Below are 24,675 nucleotides of genomic sequence, written 5' to 3'. Positions count from 1 at the left end.
CTCTTCGCTACCAGTATTTCCTTTGGATAGCCATAATTGGTATGTGGATTGACCATCTTTTCCGTTAGCCCCAGCTGGCCCTTGAGCGCCATCCTTACCATCTGATCCATCCTTCCCCGGGAACCCTTGTGGGCCTCTTTCACCAGCATCTCCTTTAGGGCCCTGAATACCATCATGTCCTTGTTCACCTTTAAGTGAACCTAACCATTCTTGCTCAGTTCCTTGGAATCCGTTCTTTTTAGCTAATTCATAAGCGCTTAATCCGTCTACTCCGTTCTTTCCATCAGCCCCGTTTCGTCCAGAGGCTCCATTGGAACCATCACGACCTTTAAGAGAATTGAGCCATTCTTCTTCCGTTCCTTTAAAACCATTAGCAATGGCGATCTCATAGGCACTCTTACCGTTTTGTCCGTCCTGACCTTTGGCTCCATCATGACCATTAGCTCCGTCTCGGCCATCTTTACCATTGGCTCCATGTAGTGATTGTAACCATTCGTCTACGCTACCCTCAAAACCAGCTTCTACCGCCAAATCATAAGCAGACTTACCATTCTTCCCATCTTTTCCGGGAGTGAGTTGAATATCTTCCAACGCTTTCTTAGTAGCATAAGTCTTATCTGCATTCTCTTTAGTCTCATAAGGAGTTAAGTCAGGCGTTTCAGGAATATCTGCTTTCTTAGCATAATCAGAAAGTTCTTGCTTATTGACATAATTACTTAAATCAATTTTTCCGCCAGATTGAATATCAGCTATTTTTTCATCAATTTCTCCTTTAGTGTAGTAATGAGTGAGGTCAACATTACCTGGAATAACTACTTTTGTTCCGTTAATGGTTAGGGTATTAGTTTCCGTGTCTAATACGATACTTGGAATTTCTGATTTTTTAGCATAGTCAGTTAAGTCAACACTATCTGGAATATTGATAACACTATCGTTTAAAGTAAGCGTTCGTTTCTCAACGTCTATTGAAATCTTGGGTAGCTCTGACTTTTTAGCATATGGAGTAAGGTCTGGTTGACTTGGGATATCTGATTTCTTAGCGTAATCCGTTAAATCACTCTGTCTAAGATAACCAGTAAGGTCAGCCTTTCCATTTGTCGCAATGTCAGTTAACTTCTTATCAATTTCTTCTTTAGTGTAATAAGGAGAAAGGTCAATATTATTAGGAATATTAATTGATTCTTTTCCAACAGTTAAAGTTCTTTCATTTTTATCAAGGACAATATTCTTTACATCAGATTTTAAAGCATATTTATCTGCATCAGTCTTGGTAACATAACTAGACAAATCTACTTGAGAAGGTATTTCTACCTTTTGACCATTGATAGTTAGAGTATTGTTTTCTGCATCATATACGATAAGAGGAACATCATTCTTTTTAGCATATTCTGAATTCGCAGTTTCTTTAGTTAAGAATTCAGATAAATCGACATTAGCGTCATTACCATCTCGCCCATCCTTACCTTTGAGGGATTCTAGCCATTCAGTTTCAGTTCCCATAAACCCGTTTGCGATAGCTATCTCATAGGCAGATTTACCACTCTGTCCTGGAAGTCCGTCTCTACCTGACTTTCCATCAAGGCCATCATTTCCATGCAATGAGCGTAACCATTCGACTTCTGTCCCATCAAACCCATTATCGACAGCTACTTGATAGGCAGATTTACCATCTTGACCAGCAACTCCATCCTTACCCGGAAGTCCATTCTCACCTCTAGGACCGATTAAAGATTTATTAGTGTCAATTCCATCAACAACAAGTGTACCTGCATCTGATACAGTGATTTCTGGCGTATGTCCATCTCTTCCGTCCCTACCATCCTTGGCAGTTAGGTTAATTCCTGTATCTTTGCCGTTAATACAAAGGTTGCCATCAACTACTTTCACATCGATGCTAATATTCTTCCCATCGATATCTGGTAATTTTTCTAATTTATCCTCAATCTTTTGAGCTAGTTCATTAAACTTCTTTTCAAAATCAGCAAGAGTAATAGAAGAAACCAAGCTACCATCAATTTGTGATGCGTTGCCATGAATCTTTAATCTAAGGAATCCTTCGTCAGGATAGATAACTTGATCGTCACCTTCGCCTTGCCATAACTCAACATCGTACTGACCTACCGTTAGGTCTTTTAATAACTTGGTAGGGAGTTGAATAATCTTACGTTCGGCAGTAACGGGCACCGTTTTGATATATGATTCCTCATTCTTAATACGAATGAGGAGTTTTTCTTCATTAGAGAAACTCATTACTGCATGGTCATCAACGGCTTTCAATTCAATAATTGATCCATTGTTGCCAAATTTGAAATTAATTTCGTCATCAAGATATGTTGTTAAGTATTTCATTCAATAATCTAGCAACTGCCCATTTTGATATTTAGACTCCTCAAATGGGAGAGCGTATCGTATAACGTATTTATTTTTGAATACATCTCTGTTATTTCTTAAATACGTGTTTATGCTACCTGGATGCTCATTATATTCGTGACAGAATTCATTTTCGGTCGCATAGAATCTTTTATCTTCGGTGTCAATAAATTCAACGACAATACCCCTAGGGCGATGTTTATTATACTCCTCCAAACTCTGTTTAATAGCTAAGCCATTAAAATTGCGTTCAGAAAATATCATCCACCCCTTAAAAGTCCTTCCTTTTGCATCTATCACTTCTTCAATATTTCCGGCGGACCCGTGCAGCCTACGAGCAGCCTCAGATATAGACTCGATTTTTATTACCTCACCATTTACAACATTAAACAAGCAAACCGACTTGGGATAGCGCTTTATTCGTTCATATCTACCATTATAATGATTGTTATAGTAAACCGAACACCATTCTAAATTATCCACTCGATTGTTTGTCTTATCTTCGTCAATATGATTAATTGATGGTAAATTATCTGGATTGGGAATAAACGCTCTGGCAACAAGCTGATGTACTCTTTTAGGATAACTTTTAGAACTTTTATTTAACGTTACCATCAAATATCCATTCTTATCTGTTACTGGGGTCCTAATTCTTTCTTCGTAATGTCGAATAACCCCATTGCTATAAATAACATCTCTATCCATACTTTTAACTTGTCCCAAATTAGAGATTTGATAATATCCCTCAAATTCTTCTATATCTTTCCAAATTTCTTTCATTTAGTAGTAAATGGCCTGACCCACACGAATAAAATTAGGATTAGCTATATTATTTTTGCTTAACAGTGTCTGGTAATTAACTCCAAGAGAATAACTCAAGCCGCTTAGTGTTTCACCGTAACGCACATAGTGTACTCTGTTAGAACTGTTATTTTGAGTCGCCCTATTAATTTTTAGTCGCTGACCAGGATAAATCCAATTTGGATTATCAATTCTGTTAAGGAATGCGATTGATTGATATGTTGTCCCAAATTTTGTAGCGATACCTGAGAGCGTATCATTTGGTTGTACAGTGTAGTATTGAGTATTATTTGATGGTTGTGCGGGGGTAGTGTTAACCTTGTTTGAAACAGATTGACCTTCTCCCTTATCAGCAACACGAATAACTTGACCTGGGTGAATTACGTCATTAATGGTCTTGCCATTCAATTGTGCTAAGGCGTTCATTTCCATTCCATACTTGTTGGCAATTCCCCACCAACTATCATTTGGCTTCACGGTGTAGTTATGAGTATCTTTATGAATTTGCTTACCTTGTTCCGTTGCAGGAGTTTCGGTCTTTGGCTTTTGTGAATTCCCATTGACGTAACCATTATCGGTAATACCAGTAAGGTCAATATTCCGATCAAGACCACCAGCAATTGCAGTTGAGGTATATTGGAAAAGACCAATATTCTCAAAACTAGGGAAGAAGTTATAGTTTGGTTCTCTAGTTACGGCATAGTTTGGATACTCTGCCAGCCACAGTTGATACTTGCTTGCTAGATAATGAAGATCTGTGTTATTCACAAGATAATTCTTGTAACCGTAAACCATTGGCGTGAAACCTGCGTCTTTAATTCGTTGACAAGCGTGATCAATTGCCTGGGTGCTCTGATAGCCTGACTCAACGTCCAGAGCGATAATTGAGCCTCTCGGTGTCTGCACCTTAGGTAGGAAGTAATTTAATACTTGGTCTGCCTGTTGATTAGTAGTAACGTTTTGCCACCAAATATAGTTATGGGCCCGTTTTCCTTGTGCAATTGCACTAGAAACTTGTGAGCCATAAGTCCATTGGTCGTAAAGGTTCCATCCTGTGGTAGTACCACCCATTTGGATGATAGCAAATTTGTCATCTGGATAACCAAAAATTCCATTTGCGCCCTGATATTTCGACCAGTCGGGACCATGGTCTCCCTTAGCAGCATATGCCACATTGTCATGATTTGTTACATTAACAACACCTGTCGTCACAGGTATAGTCAATCCTAATACTGCTACTGTTAAAGCAGCTTTCTTTAGAAACTTCTTGAACAATTACTTCCAGTAGGTAATACGAATCTTTGGCTTTTTCCAGCCGTCCCATATTCCAGCAAATATTCCATACTGCCAGAGACTATTATTATCGGCACTTGTGGTTATCCCAGTAATTAAATTATCCCTTAAGTTGTCACCAACCCAATTAGGCAGAGTTATCCATTGACCTTGGTCTCTACGGTAATATCTTACCCTTGCGACACCGTGATTTACTTCAGAAAACCTTTCTTGCCAACCACGTGCATTGTGCAAACCGATAACTGCGGTTCCACCTGACATATAAGCCCAATGTAATGAGTGTAAATATATTTCTACTTTTTCTATTCTTGCTCCAGCTAATTCTGCTCGTATGTTTGCATCGTCAAAGCCTGCCATACCATGTTCAATAGATTTATTAAAGCGGTCATGATATGGCTGGTAGTCCCCTTGTGCAAGACGATCATGACGCCATAACGAATTGTAGTGCGTATGAGCGATATTACCATGATCTGCGCCCCAATAGCCTTCGCTCCAGGTAGCCTCCCAGGTCGTAATTTTACGCTCCTCTAGTAGGTTCAACCATTCATGACCATTCCAAATTCTTGCACGTGGTGGAATCCATGTATGTCCATTGGAAATGCGAACATTGCCACCACCAAGTTTAATCCACTCTCCATTAGTTCCTCTATATTTTACAAATGGCATCTAAATACCAATCCAAACTGATCCTACGGGAATATCTCCGCCGGGCTGTTCGTCTTGCATAAATAATCTTCTATTATGATCACCGATGTAGGGAGAATGATTAAGCTTAACCGCTTCATGATTTGCTCCAACAGCAAATTGAGCAACAACTTCAGAGGTATTCCAATTTCCAACTGCCAATGATCCTTGATCCCATGCCGGCTTGAAAAACCCTACTCCTTTATCAAAGTTTCCAGTTTTTTCATCAAATGTCTGAAAATTAATTTGTGGCTCATTGGCTCGAATAACGTGCATACCACCATATTGAACAAAATTACGATCTTGATTGAACGTAAATGGAGGATATTTATACTCTTTACCACCTGTTTGAATATGAACATCACCAATATCGGTTGCAACAACTTTAGCAGTCCAATTATTATTCTTATCAAAAACTAGTCCTGTTTCTGTATTTTCACCATCTTTGATATTGAAATGAATATTCCGTTTATCCATTCGGAGACCGCTATACTTAGTATCATCGCTATTAATCTTTAAGAAACCTGAGCTGTCGATCCCATCAAGTTTATCAGCATCTAACCCCGATCCACTACCTACATTAGCTTCTGTGAATATCTTTTTACCATTAAAAGTAGGATTATCATTACCCCAAAAATGTAAGTTAGTGTCTGCATCTCCAATATGGATATTATTATTGTCGTCAATAGAGGCTAAATTGTAGTCATGACCATTCTTACCTCTAAGTTTGTATTTCGCTCCAAACTTAATTGAAAGATCACCATTAACCGTATCTCCCCACTTGAACAAATATCTATTGTCACTATCTTTTTTTAAGCTTTCCAACCCACTTTGTGAGTTGTCAGATACATTATTTATTTTGGAATTTAACTCATTAATTGCCCCAGTCATATTCTTTGAATCTGTTTGGAGTTTTGAAATATCACCAAGAATATTGTTAATATTCGTAATGGTATTTCGCAAATCAACACCGCCAGATCCCCATCCAGACTGATTACTTCGTGAGACAGTATTTTCTAAAATTACTCCGTTAGGACTTATTACTTTATAGAAAGTCAATTCTGGATTGTTCTGATCACCAATTGATGTAACTGTCAGAATAGATTCCTTATCTCCTGGAATGTTTCCGGGCAAACCTCCTACTCCTTTAATTCGGTACACCCCAGTATGTTTTATGTCTCTATAATCACCGCTTGTGATTAGCTTTCCCTCAAAGCCTAATTCTCTAAAAGTTCCAATTTCATTATTATTTGAATCTAGGACTCTAAGAGCCTTGTCGTCCGTTACGAAATGATATTCATCATCTGCAACTAAATATTTTGCTCTTTTTACAGCCATCTACTCTAGCGTTAGTGTATTATCGGTTAAATTTCCACTATCATCTGCAAATTTAGTAACGCCACCAGTTAACTTATCTTTATCTTCATCGTTAACAACCAATGTTTTCTTTCTTGTTGATCCAGAAGATCCAGTGACAATTAGCTCAGCACCATTCCCATACATATCGCAAATTTGAACTATATCGTCTTTACTTACCCAATCATGTAAGTGTTCTGGTAATGTACATGTTTTTTCAGTGTCATTCACTCTAACAATACATTTATATCCGGCAGGGTCTTCCACCACAACACCAGTTTGAAATTGAGGTCCTGAATTACGTTGTGCTTCATGCTGAGCTATTGTTCGCATGGCTTCTAATAATCCTTTTTGTTGTTCGCTAACTTCCATCTAATCAACCATTTGAATTCGATGAATATCTGGATGAAATTTATAGTTAGCATATTCTTTAGGAACAACAATTAAATTATGATATGGGAACCAATAATCACTTGCAGCACCTATAGTTGGCTTTTGACCTTGATTATCTTTTTTAGCAATAAACACTAAATCTAACGGGCGCCAACTTTGACCTTCACGAACGGACACGGCATCACCAGCCTTATAGCTAGTAGCTCCATTCCATTCACCCTTAAAAATAGCATTTAATCCTATATCACCCTTGTCACCCTTACTAGATGCTCTTCTATAATGATCGGAATCATTATCTGGTGTATGTTGCCTATCCGCTACCACATCTTTTGTAACAATATATAGCGCACCTTGATATGTTATAAGATTATGTTTCTTAAACTTCTTCGTTGCGTCCCATTCACCTACACAATCAAAATCGTTAACGTAGGTGTCCCATTCTTTCTGCTTTTCAAGAATATACTTTCTTACATTCCCATCAAAGAATGTCTCAATTTCTACAATTGCGTCCTGAAGTTTATTCATGGTTTCAGGTGTAATCATATAATCTTGTAGTTGAGCACTTAATGCGGAAATTTGATTTTGTTCATCATTTGTTAGTGTTGTCTTTTGTTTTAATCTCTGCAATTCTAGTGCATTTGCAACTTGATTTGCCGGAAGATCAAATAATTCTCTAAATACATCTATCTTTTGCGGAAAAGTAGATCTCGACATCTACTCGTCGAACTTAATTTTAAATCCTAATGAATCAGTTGTTGCCGTCTGATTGTTAAACACATCTTCTGGACTAAGTGATCTGTCATATAGATTAAGCATATGATTTCCACCAATAGAACATGTGTCTACATCTGTAGGATCATTTAAGAAATCCCAAATTGGCATCTTTTGCATTTCATCAATTACCTTATCGAAGATTTGACCTGCCGATTCAGTAATAGGTAATGCTTTGTATAGAAAGTTCAAATTTAAGTTACTTTCTTTTTCTAGTCGCTGAAACATGTCATGAATACCTTTTAAGTCTCCGGCCAAATAATACATCGCACAAGCAATAAGATACGCAGCTACATAGTCATCTGATGTACTCTCCCATGTTCCGTTTAGCTGGTTTCTAGCTCGCTTAATTAATGCTTGCTTCTTAGCTTCCCTGCTTTCAAATCCCGTTATCGTTACATAACGATCTTTCCCACCATGAAGTAATTCTGCAAATCCTTCTTTGAACCACACAGGCATATCCATCGTCTTAACAGCACCATAGAAATCATTACAAACTGCATGAAACATTTCATGTCCGAGTACACGATCTGCATAATCACCTTTAGATCTACCAACGTCACCATTTTCATCCTTAAGATTAAGCTTTTCAAAATCTCGAAGGTCGATTTCTAGTGTTTGATTTCTGGAAGTGTTATATGCGGTTGTCTCTGCTTGCCAACCACCTTCTTCGTCAACAACAAATCGGATACTCAAGTAATTCTTTCCATCGGCGGAAATACCATATGCATCTTTAATTCTTTCTTCGGGAAGTGACAGCCATCCTAATTTATTGATACCATTCTTGATAGCTGCAACAATTGGCATATCTGCCTCACCATAATCTGGCTTAACAAAGTACATTTTATGAGCATCAATTGACATGATCCCATCGACATCTAAGTCAATTTGGATAGTATCAATCATATATTGATATACTTTTTTTGTTACAGGATTGGTGACCAGAATAACATCATTAGGTTGTAAGAAGTAAACTGGAGCAACATCAATACTTACTTTTTCTTGAAAATGTGCCGCCTTCCACATTTCATAGCGTGCTTGAGACACACACTGTAAATCATTGGTAAGATCACTATTTTGAATAACTTTTGTTCTAGTTCCGATAGCATCTATATTAAACTCGCTATTTGTATCAGTAATTTTTACTGAACCTTTAGGTGTATAGCCTGTTTTGGTTGATGTGGACCCAATAACAACAAATCTGTTCTTAACGTTCTTTAAGTCGTAACTTTCTTGAAATGATAAGGTGAGATCTGCTCTATCTTGTGAAGTTGCATCAAATTCCCATTTAGGCTTAGGAATTTCTTCTTCCTTTTGAATGGGCAACTTACGATATTCAAATTGACCAAGAGAATTATAGCCACAGATAAAATCCATGTACATATCACGAAAGTCTTCAATGATATCATTGATTGAAGTTCCCGGTTCCTTTTCGTAATCGTACTGAAGGATTTCTTCACCATTACTGGTGTACATATACCCAAAATCTGTTTCTCCCACTAATTCCATGATTCCTCTAATAGCATCACTCATAGGTGTTCCACGCTTTATTTTGAGTTTATTTTCTAGCCCTTGGCCGTCCCATAAGGTCATTTTGTCAGCTAACGTAACTGATATTTCACGTGTTGTTTTATCAAAACGTAGAGAGGATTCGTTAACCCAAAACGTTCCTAGTAAAAAGTTAACTGCCTCCCTGGGGAAACGAGATAAATCAACAACTCCTTGATAGACTCTAAACTTCTTATCGAACCAAAAAACACTTTTACTATTTGGCATATATGAAGGATCAACAACCATCTTCAAAGTTCCCGTTCGTCGTATCAATGAGGTTGCATCATAATTAATAGTTCCACCAGTTGTTTTTCCAGTAATAGTATCAATTATGGAGCCATCATTATCCAACACTTGAATAGTTGTTTGAAGGTTGCGAATTGGTTGTCGTAAAACACTTGCTGCTCGACCACTTACTTTTTCTTCAAGCCCATTTACAATATTCGATAACGTTTCATTGTAATTGGGCTTTTTGTATTTCAGTGGCATTTACTTCAAATTATCTCGTTCATACAAGAATGAATTTCTATATCTAGTTCTAGATTGAATAGAACCATCTTCAGCAATATATTCCTGATTCCACTTAATATTCCCATCTTCGTCGTATGTGTAGACAGATTTACCTGCATCAGCAATTAATCCCGCTTTTTCCATGGTGTTGTAATCTAATTTACCTATTTCAGTGAAATTAAATGTTACCGTAGAAATAGCTTCAAGACTTTCATCTTTCGGAGTAGTTTTAATATTATGTGTTGCACAAACAATAATATCTCCATCTTCACGACGAATTACCTTTGTTTGTCCATCATTAAGGAAGTCAATAACATTGGTTCTATTAATGTATTCGGCGTGTGGATCAATTTCGTTTTCATAACCAAATTCTTGTTGCGGAGTAAGTGGTAAGAACGAAACTGTACCAGTTCGATAGTTTGCATTTCCAAACGTCACTATTGGATATTGACCATTAAGCGGCACACTGGTACTCGTGTTAGAATTCCAAACTAAATCCGAGAACTTGAAGTCGATGTTCATTGAATAGTTCGAACCTAGATTAGAAATAAAGGAGCCATAAAACTTGCTATCAATTGGTGGACCAACTTGTAAGTCACCTTGAATTTCATTGGCTAATGGAACAACTGCATATTCATATGTTTTGCCATTTTCAATGAATCTATCAACTACCGTATAAAGGTTATAATGGTCATCATAATCAAATTGCGCTACTAATTGCCAATCCGTATTCGTGCTCATGTATTCTCGACGATAACATTGTATTTTGGTGACAATATGACCAGCTCCGTCAATACTCCCAGCTTCAAGAGAATTATTAAACTTAGCGTCCATAATAGTTTTCAGATTCCATTGAGCTGGTTTGGTTTGTGAATCATCTAAAGTTGTATCCACACTAATAAACATTTCATCATACATTCCAGCCCCCATCATAACCTCGTCAATCTCAGAGGTTGGAATAGGGGTGTCATAAAATTGTTGGTCAAATCCATAGTTAAAATAATCGACACCTATAATCAACTATTTATATTTTTGTAAATAATCATTGTAGAGCTCTTGAAGACCATCTAATGTCAGTTTAGTATCATTAAAATCAATTACTTCACGTAAAATAAAACTATATACAAGGCTGTATTGGGTTAGTTTCAATCGACCATCATCAAGCGTCATAGCACCACTTTTAATCTCCGATAAGGTATCATTAATTCTTTGCTCATATTCAGTACGATAGATTTCATACTTAGCTTCAGACTCACGTTCTGCCTTTGCTAATTCCTTCCAGTAGTTAATCATTTCAGTATTTTCAAAGTAGTCCCAATATTGGTCGTCAATTTCCATTACTCGATCGCGTAGTTCATTTTGTCCTAAAATACGTGCTCTGGCGTCAGATATTGCTTGCTCTACCTTAGTGATGTATTGTTGCCAATGTTCATCGTGGATTTGTTGAAGCCTTTGTCTTGCAGCGTTAATTTTTGCTTCTGCTGCGTCTATCATTTGTTGAGTTTCTTTAGTTATTTCACCGTACTGAGACAATTCTTCTCTGGATAACTCTTCATTCCAATCATCATCTTTGAATGTCTGATCAGGAACTATCTTTATTTCAACTCGATATTCCTTAACATATACAAACATATAGAAAGGACGCAGTTTTAAATCCTTAATTACATTAGAACGTGTCCTGGATTTAATCTGTCCAAATTCTTTTTCACAGGTAATATAATCATCATGTTTATAGAACTTTATATGCTGTCCTCTATCTTCGGCTGGCGAGAAGTCTAGGAATAATCCATTCTGAACATTCATTACCCAGAACTTTCCGATCCAGTCACTCGCTTTTGCCATTGCTAACTTGGTATAAATTAAAGGATTTTCTTTTGGCACAAAAACATAGTCATCTTTCCAATACGTATAATTGTCAGCATTATCATTCTTCCGTTTAGGAATGTAGGCACGAGCTGACGTTCCCAACAATTGTTTTAGGAAAAGGTCAACAACTATTTGTCCGTCATCTTTATTCATTGTTGGCTGAATAATACCCGACACAGATGGCGTGATATATTGAGCGGTAAACTCTTGAAGTTGCTCATAAATAATTCCGTGCTCTGTTACTACCTTCAATCCAATGTAATATAATTTACCTTTTTTTATACTTGAAACACGTTCTGAAAATCTTGTTGGAGAATCTCTTTCCGGCTTCCGAATTGGATATTTAACTAAAGCAACATGTCTTTGATCGTAAAGAGTATATTGATATGACGTAACAGGCTCATTTTGTGCTTGCGTATAAATAGCCGACATTAATACATCATTCGTATAGATAAATTGATGTTGGTCAATCGTATCAAATAGAATTCGTGGTGTTGTATAACACGTAAATTTAATCTCTGGTGACCACTCAGAATAGCCATCTTTGAGTTTAACGCGAACTTTTGCTAGATATGCCGTGCCATTGTTCAGAGTTGTTGCTGGTAAAATGTGGTTTTTATCTAGCGACACTTGATCCTTTTCATAGACAGGTTTTGTTCCCGGTCCATCTTCACGAATTGATAATGTATTCGTTGTCGTATGCTCTGCGCCCAAATACGTAAACGTGAATGTATATGAATTCTTCGCATCGTAATTAGACGCCTGATTTAGTATTGGTTGCGTCAATTATTTTATGTTAACTGGTGTAACCATATAAATTTCATCTGATTTTTCCTCATTTTGTAGAGTGTCTGAATTCCAATTTCCAGTCCAATCTTTACCATCTTTTATTAAAAAATGATTGTTACTATCTGGGGCAGGAAATAGCTGACGTTCATTTTTAACAACATACTTGCAGGAACTACCACTAAACTCTTTTTTATAGATTTTTTTGTTGTGTAGAATTTCTCTCACATACTTAATACCCCCATTGTCTTCATTAATATCTACCACCTTATCCCTGTATTCGTTATTCCCAAAAATATAATATCCTTCTTCAATTCTCCAATCACCAGTGTATGATTGCTCTTTATAATAATATTTATAAACTTTATTCACCAAAGGATGTTCTTTTTCAAACTTCACTCGTTTATTATGTTGATTAATTAAATATCCACTAATAGCTATCGCAAATATTAGAATCAAAGAACATACAATGGTAATAATCTTATGATTTATAACAAATACTTTTATTTTATTCATTTACATCTTCTTTGTTGCGTACTGTTTTGCTACTTGAGGTAACGTCTTAAGAGCTTCCGCAAAATCATTAGCATCCTTAACATTAGGTAATTCGAGTTTGAGATCACCGTTTATAACTAGCGATTTATCATTTCCATCACCATATGCATTCCGAATACCATTTGGTAGATTAAGCGCTTCTCTTAACTGCTTTCCGAAAATTTCGCCTAGATCTTTTGATACAGCTTTAAACTGATCTCCAAACCCTTTAACGATTGTTTCGTAGCCTTGTGTTACCTCCGGCTTAACGCTTCGTTTGTAATCATTAATTATGTCGCTATTCTTCTTTTCATAGTCATTGTAGGCTTTGATAATATCCTCAACTTTTGCAATATCAAAAGTAGGAATATCTTTAAGAATAAACTTATATGAATCATTTAACTGTTCGAGCCGTTTCCGAGCTTCTTCCTGATTAATCGAACCGTCTTTGATACTATTAATAGTTTCATTGACTTTTTGAATGTAATCATTTCGGTTGGAAATCTTAGACTCTTCAAGAGCTTGTTTTGCGGAGTTAACAGCTCTTTGTGCCTCTTCTACATTTGCTTGGTCAGCAATGTATGTCCAGTTAAACTTGCCGTCCTTATCTTTTTCAAGATAACGGACGTCTTTTTTATTTATGGTGTTATCAAGTTTTTGTTGAGCAAGTGCCAAATCAAGTTGCTTATCAACGTAATCAGCTTCCGCCTTAGACATTCTCTCTTGGGCATCGAGAGCAGCTATACGTTTTTCAACCGTCTTATCTTCCAACTCAACAATCTTTAACCGCATTTCCTCAAGGCGAAGTTCTTTTTGCATGGGGTTATACCATACATCTTGGTCGAACTTAGCTTGATCAGCGGTCATTCCCTTGTTAACACTCTTTTCAAATTCCTTTTGAATGGAATCAAGAGTTTGGCCAAACTCATTTTTACTTATATCCATAAGCGAAGACATTGTGCTATCAAGTGAAGTTTGATATTCATCAATCATTGCCTTCAATTGGTTGTATTCGTAGGAATTCTTTTCATAGCCAGATAATTCATTTCGAAGTCTTTGAAGTAAATCAAGGTAATTGTTGTACTCACGATAAGTAGAAGCATATTGCTGATTTATGATGGTGGCTTGGGTTGAACCCTCTAAATGGAGTGTGTCAGCAATACTTACTAAAGTACTTATTGTGTCACTAGCACGTTTATACTCATCAATTTTCTTATCAATAAGAGACTTTTCATACTCAAAACGATTCTTAACAGCGTCCTTAATGCTATTTTGGGCATCAATAACATTCTTTTCATACTCTGTAATTTGGTCGGTTATCGTTTTAAGCTGTTCAGTAGTCATATCTGGATTCTTAGCTTGTTCACGTAAATCATTGATCGCCTTTTGATCGGCTTCAATCATGGACTTGTAAACTTTTTCCTGGAGTTCTAATTGCTTATAGATCATTTCAGAATTAATTGCTTCTTTTTGTTCAGCAGTATTAGCTTTGCCCATTAAACGGTTGTACTCAGCCTTTAATTCATTCATTTCTTTCTGATAAGCAATTGAGGACTGTACATACTCTTGGTTATGAGTAAGGTTAGGAACTTCAATCTTGTCAGATTCAACAGATACATTATATTTAACATCAATAGCTCCAACTTCATTACGCGCACCTCTAGCATAATTAATTGCCATCGAAAGCATATCGTTATACTTTTGTGCTTCAATTTGAAGTTGATCATTGGCTACTTGTGCCGTTCGATCAACGTTCTTTCTAGCGAATTGATCTAGGGCACTATCCAATTGACGTTCTAATGAAATCTTATCGGCCACACTCTTCTCATAAGCAGATTTTTGATTAAGGTTAACAACATCAAAATTACTACTCATAAGGTCGTTATAAGATGTTCCACTTAATAACCCATCTTGAAGATTTGTTACATTGTTCTTTAGCCGATCAATACTATTGCTAAGATTGTCGGTGTACTTAGACAGGCTTTCAATAATAGAATTAAGTTGAATATCCCGAATACTCTTCTTTAATTCATCAATAGAATCAAGGTTTTCCATGATCGCATCACGAATTTGACTTAATGAATCAGCTAAATTCTTTGCATTGTCAGCGTCTTTTGTACCAACAAAGTTAGCAACGCTCAATTGATTAAATTCAGCTAACAACTGTTGAACCGCCTCGGACTTAGCATAAATCTGATCAGAATTATTCTTTAACTTCATGCGATAATCACTATCTTCTAGCGAGTTGCCTTCACGTTCAAGAATATTTTTCTGATTATCAATAGCAGTAGTCACAAGCTCTAATTCACGTTGTAACTTTTCAACCATCTTTTGGTCTTTAGTGTTGTTGTAGTCTTGTTGATTCTTGCCTTGTTGCCAAATATCAGTTTGCAATTCGTCAATCTTCTTAGTAGCTTCTGAGAAGTTTTGATAAGCGGTTTGATATTTACCAAGTAATTCATCAACCTTACTTGCATTATCGCCTGTAATATCTTTTGCATGGTTCAGATTAGTAATTTGATTACCATTTGTTTGGAAACCATATTTATGCAGCTCGTTAAGAACATCAGTAATTTGTTGCTGGTAGGCGCCCTGCATTGTTCTTTGATATGCAATTTGCTTATTATCTAAGTCAATTCTCTGCTTTGAAAGATTAATAAGTTTGTCCATGTCTTCATCAGCTTTAGTTACTGCATTTTCAAGGTTTTGAACTTTTTCATCAAGTGGCAAGCCTGTATAAAGTTCATTCCCCATGTAACGCCAATAATCTTCGCTAACTTTTTGGGTAGAATCAGAACGATCCGTTGTGGCAATTCCACTTACTTTGTCACCATTAGTTGCAGAATTTGTATCAACACCCATATTAGCAGCACCATTGTCTACGGCCATATTCATAGCGGTATTTCCTGCAACGACAGACATAGAAGTCATAGGACTGACTGGCTGTGAATTTTCTGGGGTAATAGCCATTGATTTGGACTTGCTACTCTTACTACTTACCGTAGTTTCATTCTTTACAACATTAATATGGACTGTTTTATCAGAGATACTTGCTAAAGCACCTCTAACTTGGCTAATGCCGGCCATTGCTGCACCAACATCGGCTTTAATATGAATAGTTTTATCCTTCAAAGAGTTTCGAGCAGACTTAACTCTATTAATTGGACCAGTAGCATTATCGTTAGCTGTTATAGTAATAGCCTTATCATGAAGAGCAGATAAAGAACTCTTAACTTGATTAATTACTTGCTGGGCATTTCCAGAGGCGGTGATATTTACATTCTTATTATGGATTCCAGCTAGTGACGATTTAACCTTGGAAGCAAAGGAAGCTGCGTTACCAGAGGCATTGATTGAGATATTCTTAGAACCTTTTATCCCATTTAATGCAGACTTTATTTTATTTACCTGACTAACTGCATTACCTCGAACGTTAATAGAGATATTCTTACTCTTACCACTCAATCCATTTAGAGAAGATTTGATCTTACTTATCTTGCTTGAAGCGTTACCAGAAACATTAATCTTAATGTTTTGTGACTTCTTAAGGCCTTTGAGACTCTTTAGTGATTTGTCTAACCCCTTAGTATCGGCTTGAAGCTTTACTTTTACTCCTTTACCTTTACCAAGATTAGATAAACTCTTTGTTAGAGACTTAGTGTCAGCTTGAAGCTTAACCTTTGTTCCATTCTTTCCGCCTAGATTCTTAAGACTCTTAGTAAGTCCTTTGGTATCTGCCTGTAATTTGACTTTAACACCTTTTTTACCACCAAGATTCTTAAGACCTTTTGTTAAACCTTTGGTGTCAGCTTGGAGTTTTACTTTGGTACCTTTTTTACCTCCTAAGTTTTTAAGGTCCTTAGTTAGCCCCTTCGTGTCAGCCTGTAACTTAACCTTAGTACCTTTCTTGCCGCCCAAGCTTTTAAGCTGTTTATTAATACCTTTTGTATCGATCTTTGGAGACAGCTTATTTTTACCTTTGCCACCAAATAATTTATCAAAACTATTCTTAATACCCTTAAAAGGATTGTTTTTGCCGCTAAATAGATTGCCCATACTCTTTTTAAGACTATTAATAGGGTTATTTTTGCCTGAAAACATCTTTCCAAAGTCTTTTTGAAGGCCTTTAAATGGATTATTTTTACCACTGAATATTTTGCCTAAATTTGTACCCTTAAACCCATTCTTTCCAAAGAGTAATTTATCAAGACCACCAGCGGCTCCCTTAAATAAACTTTGGAAGCCTTGATTCTTCATCTTCTGTAAATTACCAAGTCCTCCAAAAATACCACCTTTTTTAAAGCCTCCAAAAACCTTGTCTAATGCTTTTCCAACACTACTATTTCGAAGAGACTTGTTTAGGTTTTGAAGTGGATTCTGCTTTTTGGATTGTTTTTGTTCGCCCAGATCATTCGGATTAGTGCCTCTTCTTGTAGCTGCCTCAGCATGAGGGAATAGCCAATTTTTTAATTTTGTTAAAGGCCCGTCTTTAACTTGATTTTTATTCTTTAAGTCCATTGCAAGTTTTTGCCGCTCTTTATCATTCTTTAGATAAGACTGCATTTTCTTCAATTGATCTGACGTAACTTTGCCTTTGCCAATATTCTTTTCCATTTCAGCAGCCGTTTTCGGTGCCTGTTTAGGCTTAGGCTTAGGTCTCACCCTATCATACTTAGGTAATCCTTTTATATCTCCGTTTTCACGCAAATCATTGTAAGCTTGTTTGCTTAACTTTCCATTTTTTGCGTACTCTTTGGCTAATTGTTGTCGATCCTTTCGAGAAAGTCCCTTAGTCTTATCAGTGAAAGTATCTGCATTTGTTTTACCTGGACCCAGAGCATCTCTTGCCGCAGACTTGGTTTTAGCATTCCCTTTTCTATCATAATTTTTAGACTGGTAATGTACCGCATCGTCTACTTGCTTCTGCGACAGCAAGCCTTCATCTGCCAGTTGCTGTAATCCGGCTATAGCACTAGGGGTTAAATTATTTTTGCTAGTAGATGATTGTGCTATAGCCCTAACTATATCTTTACCAGAGCTTTTGCCTCGATGCTGGTTGTTTGTCACTGCGGCAATCTGTGTTGGACTCGCTTTCCCTTGCCGGATGTTATTTAGTACATCTAACGGCGCATAGTCAAGTCCGTTTGTGGCCGCTAAGATCTGATTAGCTTCCATAGGGCCCTTAATGCCTACAGCGTTTAATCGACCTTTCCCTTTTCCGTATGTGGTTTTGTTGTTAAAGCCTGCTAATTTATCCCAATTAACTATATTAGTCTCTGGGTCTACTAAACCAGATACATTTGCGTCTTGATGCTTATTTCTATAAGTATCTACTTTTTGTTGATCGGCAACAGTAGTTTGTTTCCAATCATTTGGATGTTGGGATTGATATTTTGGCCCAATACCAGCCCAGGCAGCAATTATTTGACTGTCTAACGGCGTTGAGAAAAGTCCCTTTAATAAATCACCTGAGGCGTATTTTGAACTTGTTGCCGCATTTTGTATTGATTTAATTGAAGACTGAGAGGCACCTAGAGCCTTTAAAATATCGGATAGTTGTTGTTTGGTATCATTAATTTGTTTAGTATCCTTACTACCACTTAATGACTGTAAGTTCTTAATAACACCTAAAGTTGCATATCCTTGGCCCTCAGAATTCATAGACCTAACGTTGGAGGTTGTTATTGTACCGTCGTACAAATTATCAGCCATTGCATCGATAGCTTTAATTCTATTTTTCTGGGCCTGTCGAGCAATTTTAAGATTTCTTTGCCCTTGACTAGAACTCCAGAACCTTTCATTACGTTCTCCGGGCCTCCATATCTCATCTAAATAATCATTTTTCTTTCTTTGACGGTATTCTTTTGCGCTTTCTCCAGGGCGACGATTAAACATTGATCTTGACTTTTTGTCAATATCATTCATGTAATCACGATAATCTTTAGTTGATTTGACTGCACGCTCAAGACCACTTTTTGACATTACCTTGTTAAAGGCCGAAGCACTTTTAGTTGTATTGTCAATTAAAGAAGCTATATCTTCTTGTTTTACAGATTCAACTAACCCCTGTAATGTTTTAATCTTTTTATTAACAACATCAACGCTATCGGCATCTCGAATTTTAAAATCCAATCCATTGTGTTTGGCGATTGAATTTAGATTATTTTTTAAGGTTTCGAAATTATCGCCAACATATTTTCCGTCTTTTTGTTCCAAGGAGCCAAGAGAATCAGAAACAGCTTTTAGTTGTTTTAAGTCAGATGAAGTTCTCCCCGTTACTAAACGATTATTGTTAATGGCATCACTTGCTTTAGATACCGATTTTCCGATTTTATTGAAATAATCATCAGTTCTCTTAGCACTTTCCCCTAGTGGGTCCATTACTTTTTGGAGCATTTTCATAGGATGAATTCCCATTGCCTCCATAGTAGCTCCAGCAATAGTAACTGCATCAAGCGCTAATCCAACATAGCCAAGACTAGCACTTAGCACACCAGCTCCAGCCTTTAATACGCCCCAACCTTTTGAAACTTTGGTAATCACTTTCCCATGGGTCTTTGCTTTGTCCGTTGCCATCTCAATAGCAGCCCCTTGGGTTGTATATAAATCCCCAACCTTTCTTGCGCCCTTGGAAAGTTCTGTGTCTACTTCAGCATTCTTTCTTTTAGCTGTAGTATTTTCTTTAATTTTTAGGGTACTATCACTAACATTCGCAGGAATAATAATTCCATTTACATCGCTACTCTTTTTAGAGGACTTAAGAGACATTTCGTCAAGTGCTTCGCCAGGTAATTTTTCGCTAGACTTACTCTTGCCTAATAAATCATTCCAAGCGTTTTTTAGTTCTTTCCCACTATCTTTTACAGCATCTGTCTTTTTCTTGATTCCCGTAAGCCGTTCAATAAAACTGTCGCCTTTTTTGCCTTGAGAAATCATTTCCCCAAAACTACCAGCAACAGCAGCAAAACCTTTACGTGCCATTATTAACCCAGCAGATAAGATTCCCCACCTTGCTGTCGAAGACAAAAGCTTATTTTCAGCCAATCCGTCTAGTGCTTTCCCAAATCCAGTAGCAATTGAAAGCATTTGCCCAATACCCTCTCTACCGCCAGATAGATTTTGCAAGAAGGACATCCAAGTATCCTGCAAACCTTTTAATTGGAACTCGATAGATTGCTTTTGTTTCTCCATTTCTTGATAAGCTGATCCAGAGGTCCCCAATCCTTTCTGGTCTTCAGCCTCTCTCATAGCCTCTTTGGCAGTGCCCCAATTATCCATTGTAGCCGAGAAAATATTGGCATGGTTTTTCCCGGCTGCATAAAGTGACGCCGTGTTCTTGTCTTTCTTACTCATGGTTTTCCACTTTTTACTAAGTTGATCCATGATTTGATAAGTTGATTTAAGATTTCCGTTACTATCTTTTAGCTGAACCCCTAAGCTATCAAAGAAATCTCGTTTATTTTGAGCTTGCTTAGTAATTCCAGACCCAACTTGTGCAAGGTTAGCAGAAATTGTCTTAAAGGCTGTACCAATGGCGTCACCACCGGCGCGAGTACCTTCTTGAGCGGCAGTTATAATACCAGTCATTTGAGCGAATGTTGTACCTGTAGCACCCATAGTTGCACTAGCCTTTTGATATGCTTGACCCAAGTCATCCATTTCGATAGCGTGTTTGTTAGATACCTGGTTCATTGCATTAACAATATCAACCGACTTAAGCCCTTCTTTTTGGAAAGCTTTCATTGGCACTGACATATAGCGAACCATATCATTAACAGGAACTTCACCAACAAACGATCCCATAACAGATGTCTTAGCTAATCTATTTGATTGCTTTAAGTTGTATCCAGCAGTAGCCCATTGTTCAACGGCCGATGCAAATTCAGGAGCGGTCTTTCCTACTTCAGCCGCATCACGATAAATATTCTTCTTCCATCGGTTAACTGCTCGTTGGCTATCAGGGACAACTTTAGTAACTTTGGTAATAGCTTTATCAACTTCATTAACGCCCGAAATAACTCCAGCAACGGCCATAGCACCAGTTTGAAGTACGTCCCACGTATTAAGTGTGTTCATGATGCCCGTTCCACTAGATTTAGCTCTTTGCACTCTACGATATTCGCCATCAGCTCGTTTTGCTTCGGCCATACGAACTTTGGATTCGGCAGCTGCTCTATAGTCTGCCGCCTCTTCTGCACGTGATGTGCTCCTTAACGCTCTAGCATATTTTTGAACCTTTTGCGCAGCCCTCTCATACTCATTCCCAAGTTCACGAATCTGATTATCGCCAATATTTCCACGACCTTTAACCATAGAAACTTGTGCGCGCGTAGCCTCATCAACTGCACGTTTATAATTACGTAAAGCCGCCTCTTCTTGTTTAATTTGTTGTTGAATTTCACTGTTCCGAACAGCCATTCTAGCTTTAGGTTGTTCTCTAAAGCCAAGAACGTTCTTGCTTATTTCTGAATCACTTAATCCAGCTCTTCTAGCAGCTGTAGCGTACTGTCTTTCTGCCTCTTCCTGTTGTTTGGCAACCTGACTAGCATAATGTTGCATATTCTGTTTAATACGCTCGTCACTAGCTTTTACTGCTTGATTTTGGGCTCTTAAGTATTCTTTCTGTGCTTTTTCAATTGCACGTTGTTGCGCTCGCATTTCTTTTTGAGCAGTAAGCATTGCACTTGAAGAATGAGGACTAATATTCTCTAACTCTTTATTAGCTTTTCGCCGTGCCTCTTCGATGGACTTATCAAAGTCATGTCCACCCATATCAACGTTTAACTTAATTGGTTCATTTGCTAAACGTCTAATTTCTTTTAATTTACTGGACACCCGATTTAATTCGGACATTCCATGTACTTTAACATTTGCGTTTACTCTAAAGTTTTCTTTACCAAGAGCATTTCTTAGTTGGCGTTTGAGATTGCCAAGTTTGCCAACTTTTAATTTTACATTTGCGTCAACCTTAATATCCTTTAACCCACGAAGAGAACGTTGAATCTGATTTTCAATTTCCCCTGCTGTTGGGAGGTTAACTTTAACTTTTATTGACAGTTCTTTACTTGCCAATTATTCTGAAAGCAATGCATCGATTTCTTTCAATGTTGCTGTTTCACTCTTCTTTTCCATATAGAAGCGTGCTGTTGTATCCATTGATTCGTGGTGTGCTAATTGCTTGGCTAATTCAATATTTTTTTGTCCAACTTGGTTTAATCGACTCTTACGAATACTGTGAGCTCTGAAATCACCGACACCAACAATTTCTCCTATTTTGCGAATACGGATTGACATGGCCTGTTTACTCATATGACCACCTAGGCGATTAACAAAGAACGCATCTGTGTCAATTCCATTATCCTCACGCCACTTAAGGAACTTCTTAATTAATTCCTTGGTTTCATTTGTAAATGGAACTTCCACTCGCTTTCCGCGCTTTTCTCTGATATCAACGAATTTATTTTCATCAAGTTTCAGATTAGATAAACTTAAGTTATATAATGCCCCGATACGACAAGCACTATAAAAAGCAATCTCCCAAATCAATCTATCTTGATAATCATATCTTGCTCCCTCAGGCTCTGCTTCTTCTTCAAGAGTTTTATAGATTTGATTGATCTTGTCTTCGTGTAAAAAGTGAACTGAAATCTTCTTTTCATCTTGAGCATTCTTAATACGGTCTAATTTCCCATCAAAAGGATGATTTCGAATCATTCCTCGCTTAGTTGCCCATAGGTAGAAACTGGATACAGCACTTAATTTAGTGTTAATGACTTTTTTACCATTACCACATTCATCGGCAAGGAAAGCCATATAACCTTCCATTACATCGATCATTTCATCTTCTAACATATCTTCATCCAAAAGATAAAAATTGTCCCATTCTTCTGCAATATAACACATGAAGATATTCATATAAGAGTGATAAACCTTATATGTAGTATCTTTAACGTCAGAATTGTGAATGATTCGACTCTTAAGATAGCGCTCGTAAATCTTAATGTTTTTAGGATTTACTTTCGCCATTCTTGCTTTCGTAGCATATCTGACGATTTTTCTATCGCTTTTTGTTTGATACGTTAATCCTTCTTTTCGTTTCAATTATGCGCCAGATACTTCAAACCCAGCAGCACGCAGAGCATCAGCAAGGAGTTTAGGAATTATTTCTACATATTTAGAAAAAGCATTATCAAAATAGTGAGTACCTTGATGTGGAACAAGTCCGCCACCACCATAGTTAAGGTATGCTGGCATTTCGTCATTGAATGGCTGAGACTGTACACCCATATGTATTCCCCAGCTTTCAATTCCACCCCAGTCTCCATTTGCACTATTTCCTGTGCTAGGAGGACTCATACTCATGCGAGAACCATCCATTTCAATAGATAAACTAGTCCCACCACCCGTTACATTGATGGCATCTACTAACTCACCAGTTGAAACGTATCCTGGAGAAGCCCGACCTGCCGGCCAATCTTTCTCAACTAATTCTCTTAATATTTGATCTGCTACTTTTCTTATTTCACCCTGAAGCGCCTTAATACTTACAGAGCGAATTTCTCCTGCTAATCCTTCTAGGCCACTTATGTCTACGGTTAAAGTACCTTCAATAACAAAACTAGACATTTAACCAGCTTGTTTTTCGGAAGTTTGCGACTCTTCCTCTGGTTTTGCGTTTGCGTTTTCTTTTTCTTCAGCTTGTTTAATAGCCGTTTCCATCTTAACGATCTTATCTGATTGCTTATTGATCTCTTCGATTTGCTTACGTCCTTCATCGGTCTTAGATTGCTTAGAAATAAACATAGCTAAAGCACTATCAGAAATCTCTTCAGTTTGATCCACCATGTTACGCAATTCTAGATTATTCTTAAAGTTCATAATCATTAACGTATAGATATTCGTTACTACACTTGAAAGGACTGACGTAATTAAACTTAATTCCACTGTAGGATTTTCAATGATTTGAGCCATTTCTTCATCAGTCATATCTGGATCAATTTCCAAATCTGTAAGAAGAGGAATTAATTCCTTTAAAATTGTAGTCCCATTAATATCTAGTAAATTTTCATCGACATTTTCTTGGTTAAATGCATCTACCATTTCTTTGAGCTGCATTATCTTATTAACATCGTCTTTTGACGGTTCAAAGATTGTAACAGCACCCGTAGGTGTATTAATAACCTCAAGAATTTGTCGATTATTTGGATCATTATAAAAACTATTAAATTGTACCAATTATTTATTTTCCGCTTTAACAGGAACTTCCACAGGCGTTGGATCACTCAATACTCCAACTAATCCAAGAATAGTCAACGCTGTATTAGCAAGTCCAACAAAAGCAGTCACATCACCTTTTGGTTGAACTCCAAAGCAGGCAAAGATTTGTTGTACAAATACAATGATTAGTGCTACTAAACCACTAATAATCTTCCCATTAAGTGTTCCATCTGGCTTAACTACCTTATTTTTAATTAAATTCAATACTTTTTTCATTTAGAATGGCGGGTGAATCCAAGATAAAACTGCAATTGCGGCACTGATAATGGCACCAATGGCAGTTCTTTGGGTCCACTTTCGACCTTCCTTAAGTTCTTCAACTGCTGCGGAAAGCTCAATAATTTTTTCTTCATTCTTTTCACTTAAACGAATCGCCTCTTCCGCTTTGCGATCTGTATCTTCAACTTTTTTAAGTCTCTCGTCAATTCGACCGACTTTTTCTTGAATATCCATTAGTAGTTCAAGCTCTTTATCTTTGTCCAT

Annotated in this window: 17 protein-coding genes (1 of these 17 cut by a window edge); all 17 read right to left on the bottom strand. The window is 37.2% G+C overall.

Annotated elements, in window-relative coordinates:
- Tightly spaced (each overlapping or abutting the next), the 17 genes in view from HHK02_RS12520 to HHK02_RS01645 form a layout consistent with a single transcriptional unit that may run on beyond the window.
- On the bottom strand, positions 1 to 2,349 hold the 5' portion of the coding sequence (locus HHK02_RS12520) for a collagen-like protein (RefSeq protein WP_231124894.1). The gene continues 258 nt to the left of window position 1, outside the view; only the first 2,349 of its 2,607 coding nucleotides appear in the window; its start codon is at positions 2,347 to 2,349; its stop codon lies off the left edge, out of view.
- Positions 2,350 to 3,150, bottom strand: a complete 801-nt coding sequence (locus tag HHK02_RS01720) for an NUMOD4 domain-containing protein (protein WP_019253465.1) — start codon at positions 3,148 to 3,150, stop codon at positions 2,350 to 2,352.
- Positions 3,151 to 4,446 (bottom strand): LysM peptidoglycan-binding domain-containing protein, encoded by a 1,296-nt coding sequence (locus HHK02_RS01715; protein ID WP_181462688.1) that lies wholly within the window; start codon positions 4,444 to 4,446, stop codon positions 3,151 to 3,153.
- On the bottom strand, positions 4,447 to 5,130 hold the full coding sequence (locus HHK02_RS01710) for a hypothetical protein (RefSeq protein ID WP_181462687.1): 684 nt from the start codon (positions 5,128 to 5,130) through the stop codon (positions 4,447 to 4,449).
- Complete coding sequence (locus HHK02_RS01705) at positions 5,131 to 6,486, bottom strand: hypothetical protein (RefSeq protein WP_181462686.1); 1,356 nt, start codon at positions 6,484 to 6,486, stop codon at positions 5,131 to 5,133. It abuts the gene before it with no gap.
- Positions 6,487 to 6,876, bottom strand: coding sequence for a hypothetical protein (locus HHK02_RS01700; protein ID WP_003676369.1), 390 nt, complete (start codon positions 6,874 to 6,876; stop codon positions 6,487 to 6,489). It abuts the gene before it with no gap.
- Positions 6,877 to 7,611 carry a hypothetical protein gene (locus HHK02_RS01695; protein ID WP_181462685.1) on the bottom strand — a complete coding sequence of 245 codons (735 nt, stop codon included), beginning with the start codon at positions 7,609 to 7,611 and terminating at the stop codon, positions 6,877 to 6,879.
- Positions 7,612 to 9,708 (bottom strand): DUF5048 domain-containing protein, encoded by a 2,097-nt coding sequence (locus HHK02_RS01690; protein ID WP_181462684.1) that lies wholly within the window; start codon positions 9,706 to 9,708, stop codon positions 7,612 to 7,614.
- Positions 9,709 to 10,749 carry a hypothetical protein gene (locus HHK02_RS01685; RefSeq protein WP_181462683.1) on the bottom strand — a complete coding sequence of 347 codons (1,041 nt, stop codon included), beginning with the start codon at positions 10,747 to 10,749 and terminating at the stop codon, positions 9,709 to 9,711.
- Positions 10,750 to 12,381, bottom strand: coding sequence for a hypothetical protein (locus HHK02_RS01680; protein WP_181462682.1), 1,632 nt, complete (start codon positions 12,379 to 12,381; stop codon positions 10,750 to 10,752).
- Positions 12,382 to 12,897, bottom strand: a complete 516-nt coding sequence (locus tag HHK02_RS01675; protein WP_086142005.1) for a hypothetical protein — start codon at positions 12,895 to 12,897, stop codon at positions 12,382 to 12,384.
- Positions 12,898 to 21,987, bottom strand: a complete 9,090-nt coding sequence (locus HHK02_RS01670) for a phage tail tape measure protein (protein ID WP_181462681.1) — start codon at positions 21,985 to 21,987, stop codon at positions 12,898 to 12,900.
- Positions 21,988 to 23,016, bottom strand: a complete 1,029-nt coding sequence (locus HHK02_RS01665; RefSeq protein WP_181462680.1) for a tyrosine-type recombinase/integrase — start codon at positions 23,014 to 23,016, stop codon at positions 21,988 to 21,990.
- Positions 23,017 to 23,541, bottom strand: a complete 525-nt coding sequence (locus HHK02_RS01660; protein ID WP_035168277.1) for a hypothetical protein — start codon at positions 23,539 to 23,541, stop codon at positions 23,017 to 23,019.
- Complete coding sequence (locus HHK02_RS01655) at positions 23,542 to 24,150, bottom strand: hypothetical protein (RefSeq protein ID WP_087214402.1); 609 nt, start codon at positions 24,148 to 24,150, stop codon at positions 23,542 to 23,544.
- A complete protein-coding gene (locus HHK02_RS01650; protein WP_181462679.1) occupies positions 24,151 to 24,408 on the bottom strand; it encodes a phage holin in 258 nt (85 codons plus the stop codon).
- Complete coding sequence (locus tag HHK02_RS01645) at positions 24,409 to 24,675, bottom strand: hemolysin XhlA family protein (protein ID WP_225358023.1); 267 nt, start codon at positions 24,673 to 24,675, stop codon at positions 24,409 to 24,411.

The organism is Limosilactobacillus reuteri (assembly GCF_013694365.1).
GTDB lineage: Bacteria > Bacillota > Bacilli > Lactobacillales > Lactobacillaceae > Limosilactobacillus > Limosilactobacillus reuteri_E.
This window is presented reverse-complemented; position numbering and strand designations above follow the sequence as displayed.

Bases quoted from the DNA above. Each gene is read 5' to 3' on its own strand.
- HHK02_RS01695 (WP_181462685.1), bottom strand. From the start codon at position 7,611: ATGTCGAGATCTACTTTTCCGCAAAAGATAGATGTATTTAGAGAATTA.
- HHK02_RS01660 (WP_035168277.1), bottom strand. From the start codon at position 23,541: ATGTCTAGTTTTGTTATTGAAGGTACTTTAACCGTAGACATAAGTGGC.
- HHK02_RS01690 (WP_181462684.1), bottom strand. From the start codon at position 9,708: ATGCCACTGAAATACAAAAAGCCCAATTACAATGAAACGTTATCGAAT.
- HHK02_RS01710 (WP_181462687.1), bottom strand. From the start codon at position 5,130: ATGCCATTTGTAAAATATAGAGGAACTAATGGAGAGTGGATTAAACTT.
- HHK02_RS01645 (WP_225358023.1), bottom strand. From the start codon at position 24,675: ATGGACAAAGATAAAGAGCTTGAACTACTAATGGATATTCAAGAAAAA.
- HHK02_RS01700 (WP_003676369.1), bottom strand. From the start codon at position 6,876: ATGGAAGTTAGCGAACAACAAAAAGGATTATTAGAAGCCATGCGAACA.
- HHK02_RS01675 (WP_086142005.1), bottom strand. From the start codon at position 12,897: ATGAATAAAATAAAAGTATTTGTTATAAATCATAAGATTATTACCATT.
- HHK02_RS01720 (WP_019253465.1), bottom strand. From the start codon at position 3,150: ATGAAAGAAATTTGGAAAGATATAGAAGAATTTGAGGGATATTATCAA.
- HHK02_RS01705 (WP_181462686.1), bottom strand. From the start codon at position 6,486: ATGGCTGTAAAAAGAGCAAAATATTTAGTTGCAGATGATGAATATCAT.
- HHK02_RS01650 (WP_181462679.1), bottom strand. From the start codon at position 24,408: ATGAAAAAAGTATTGAATTTAATTAAAAATAAGGTAGTTAAGCCAGAT.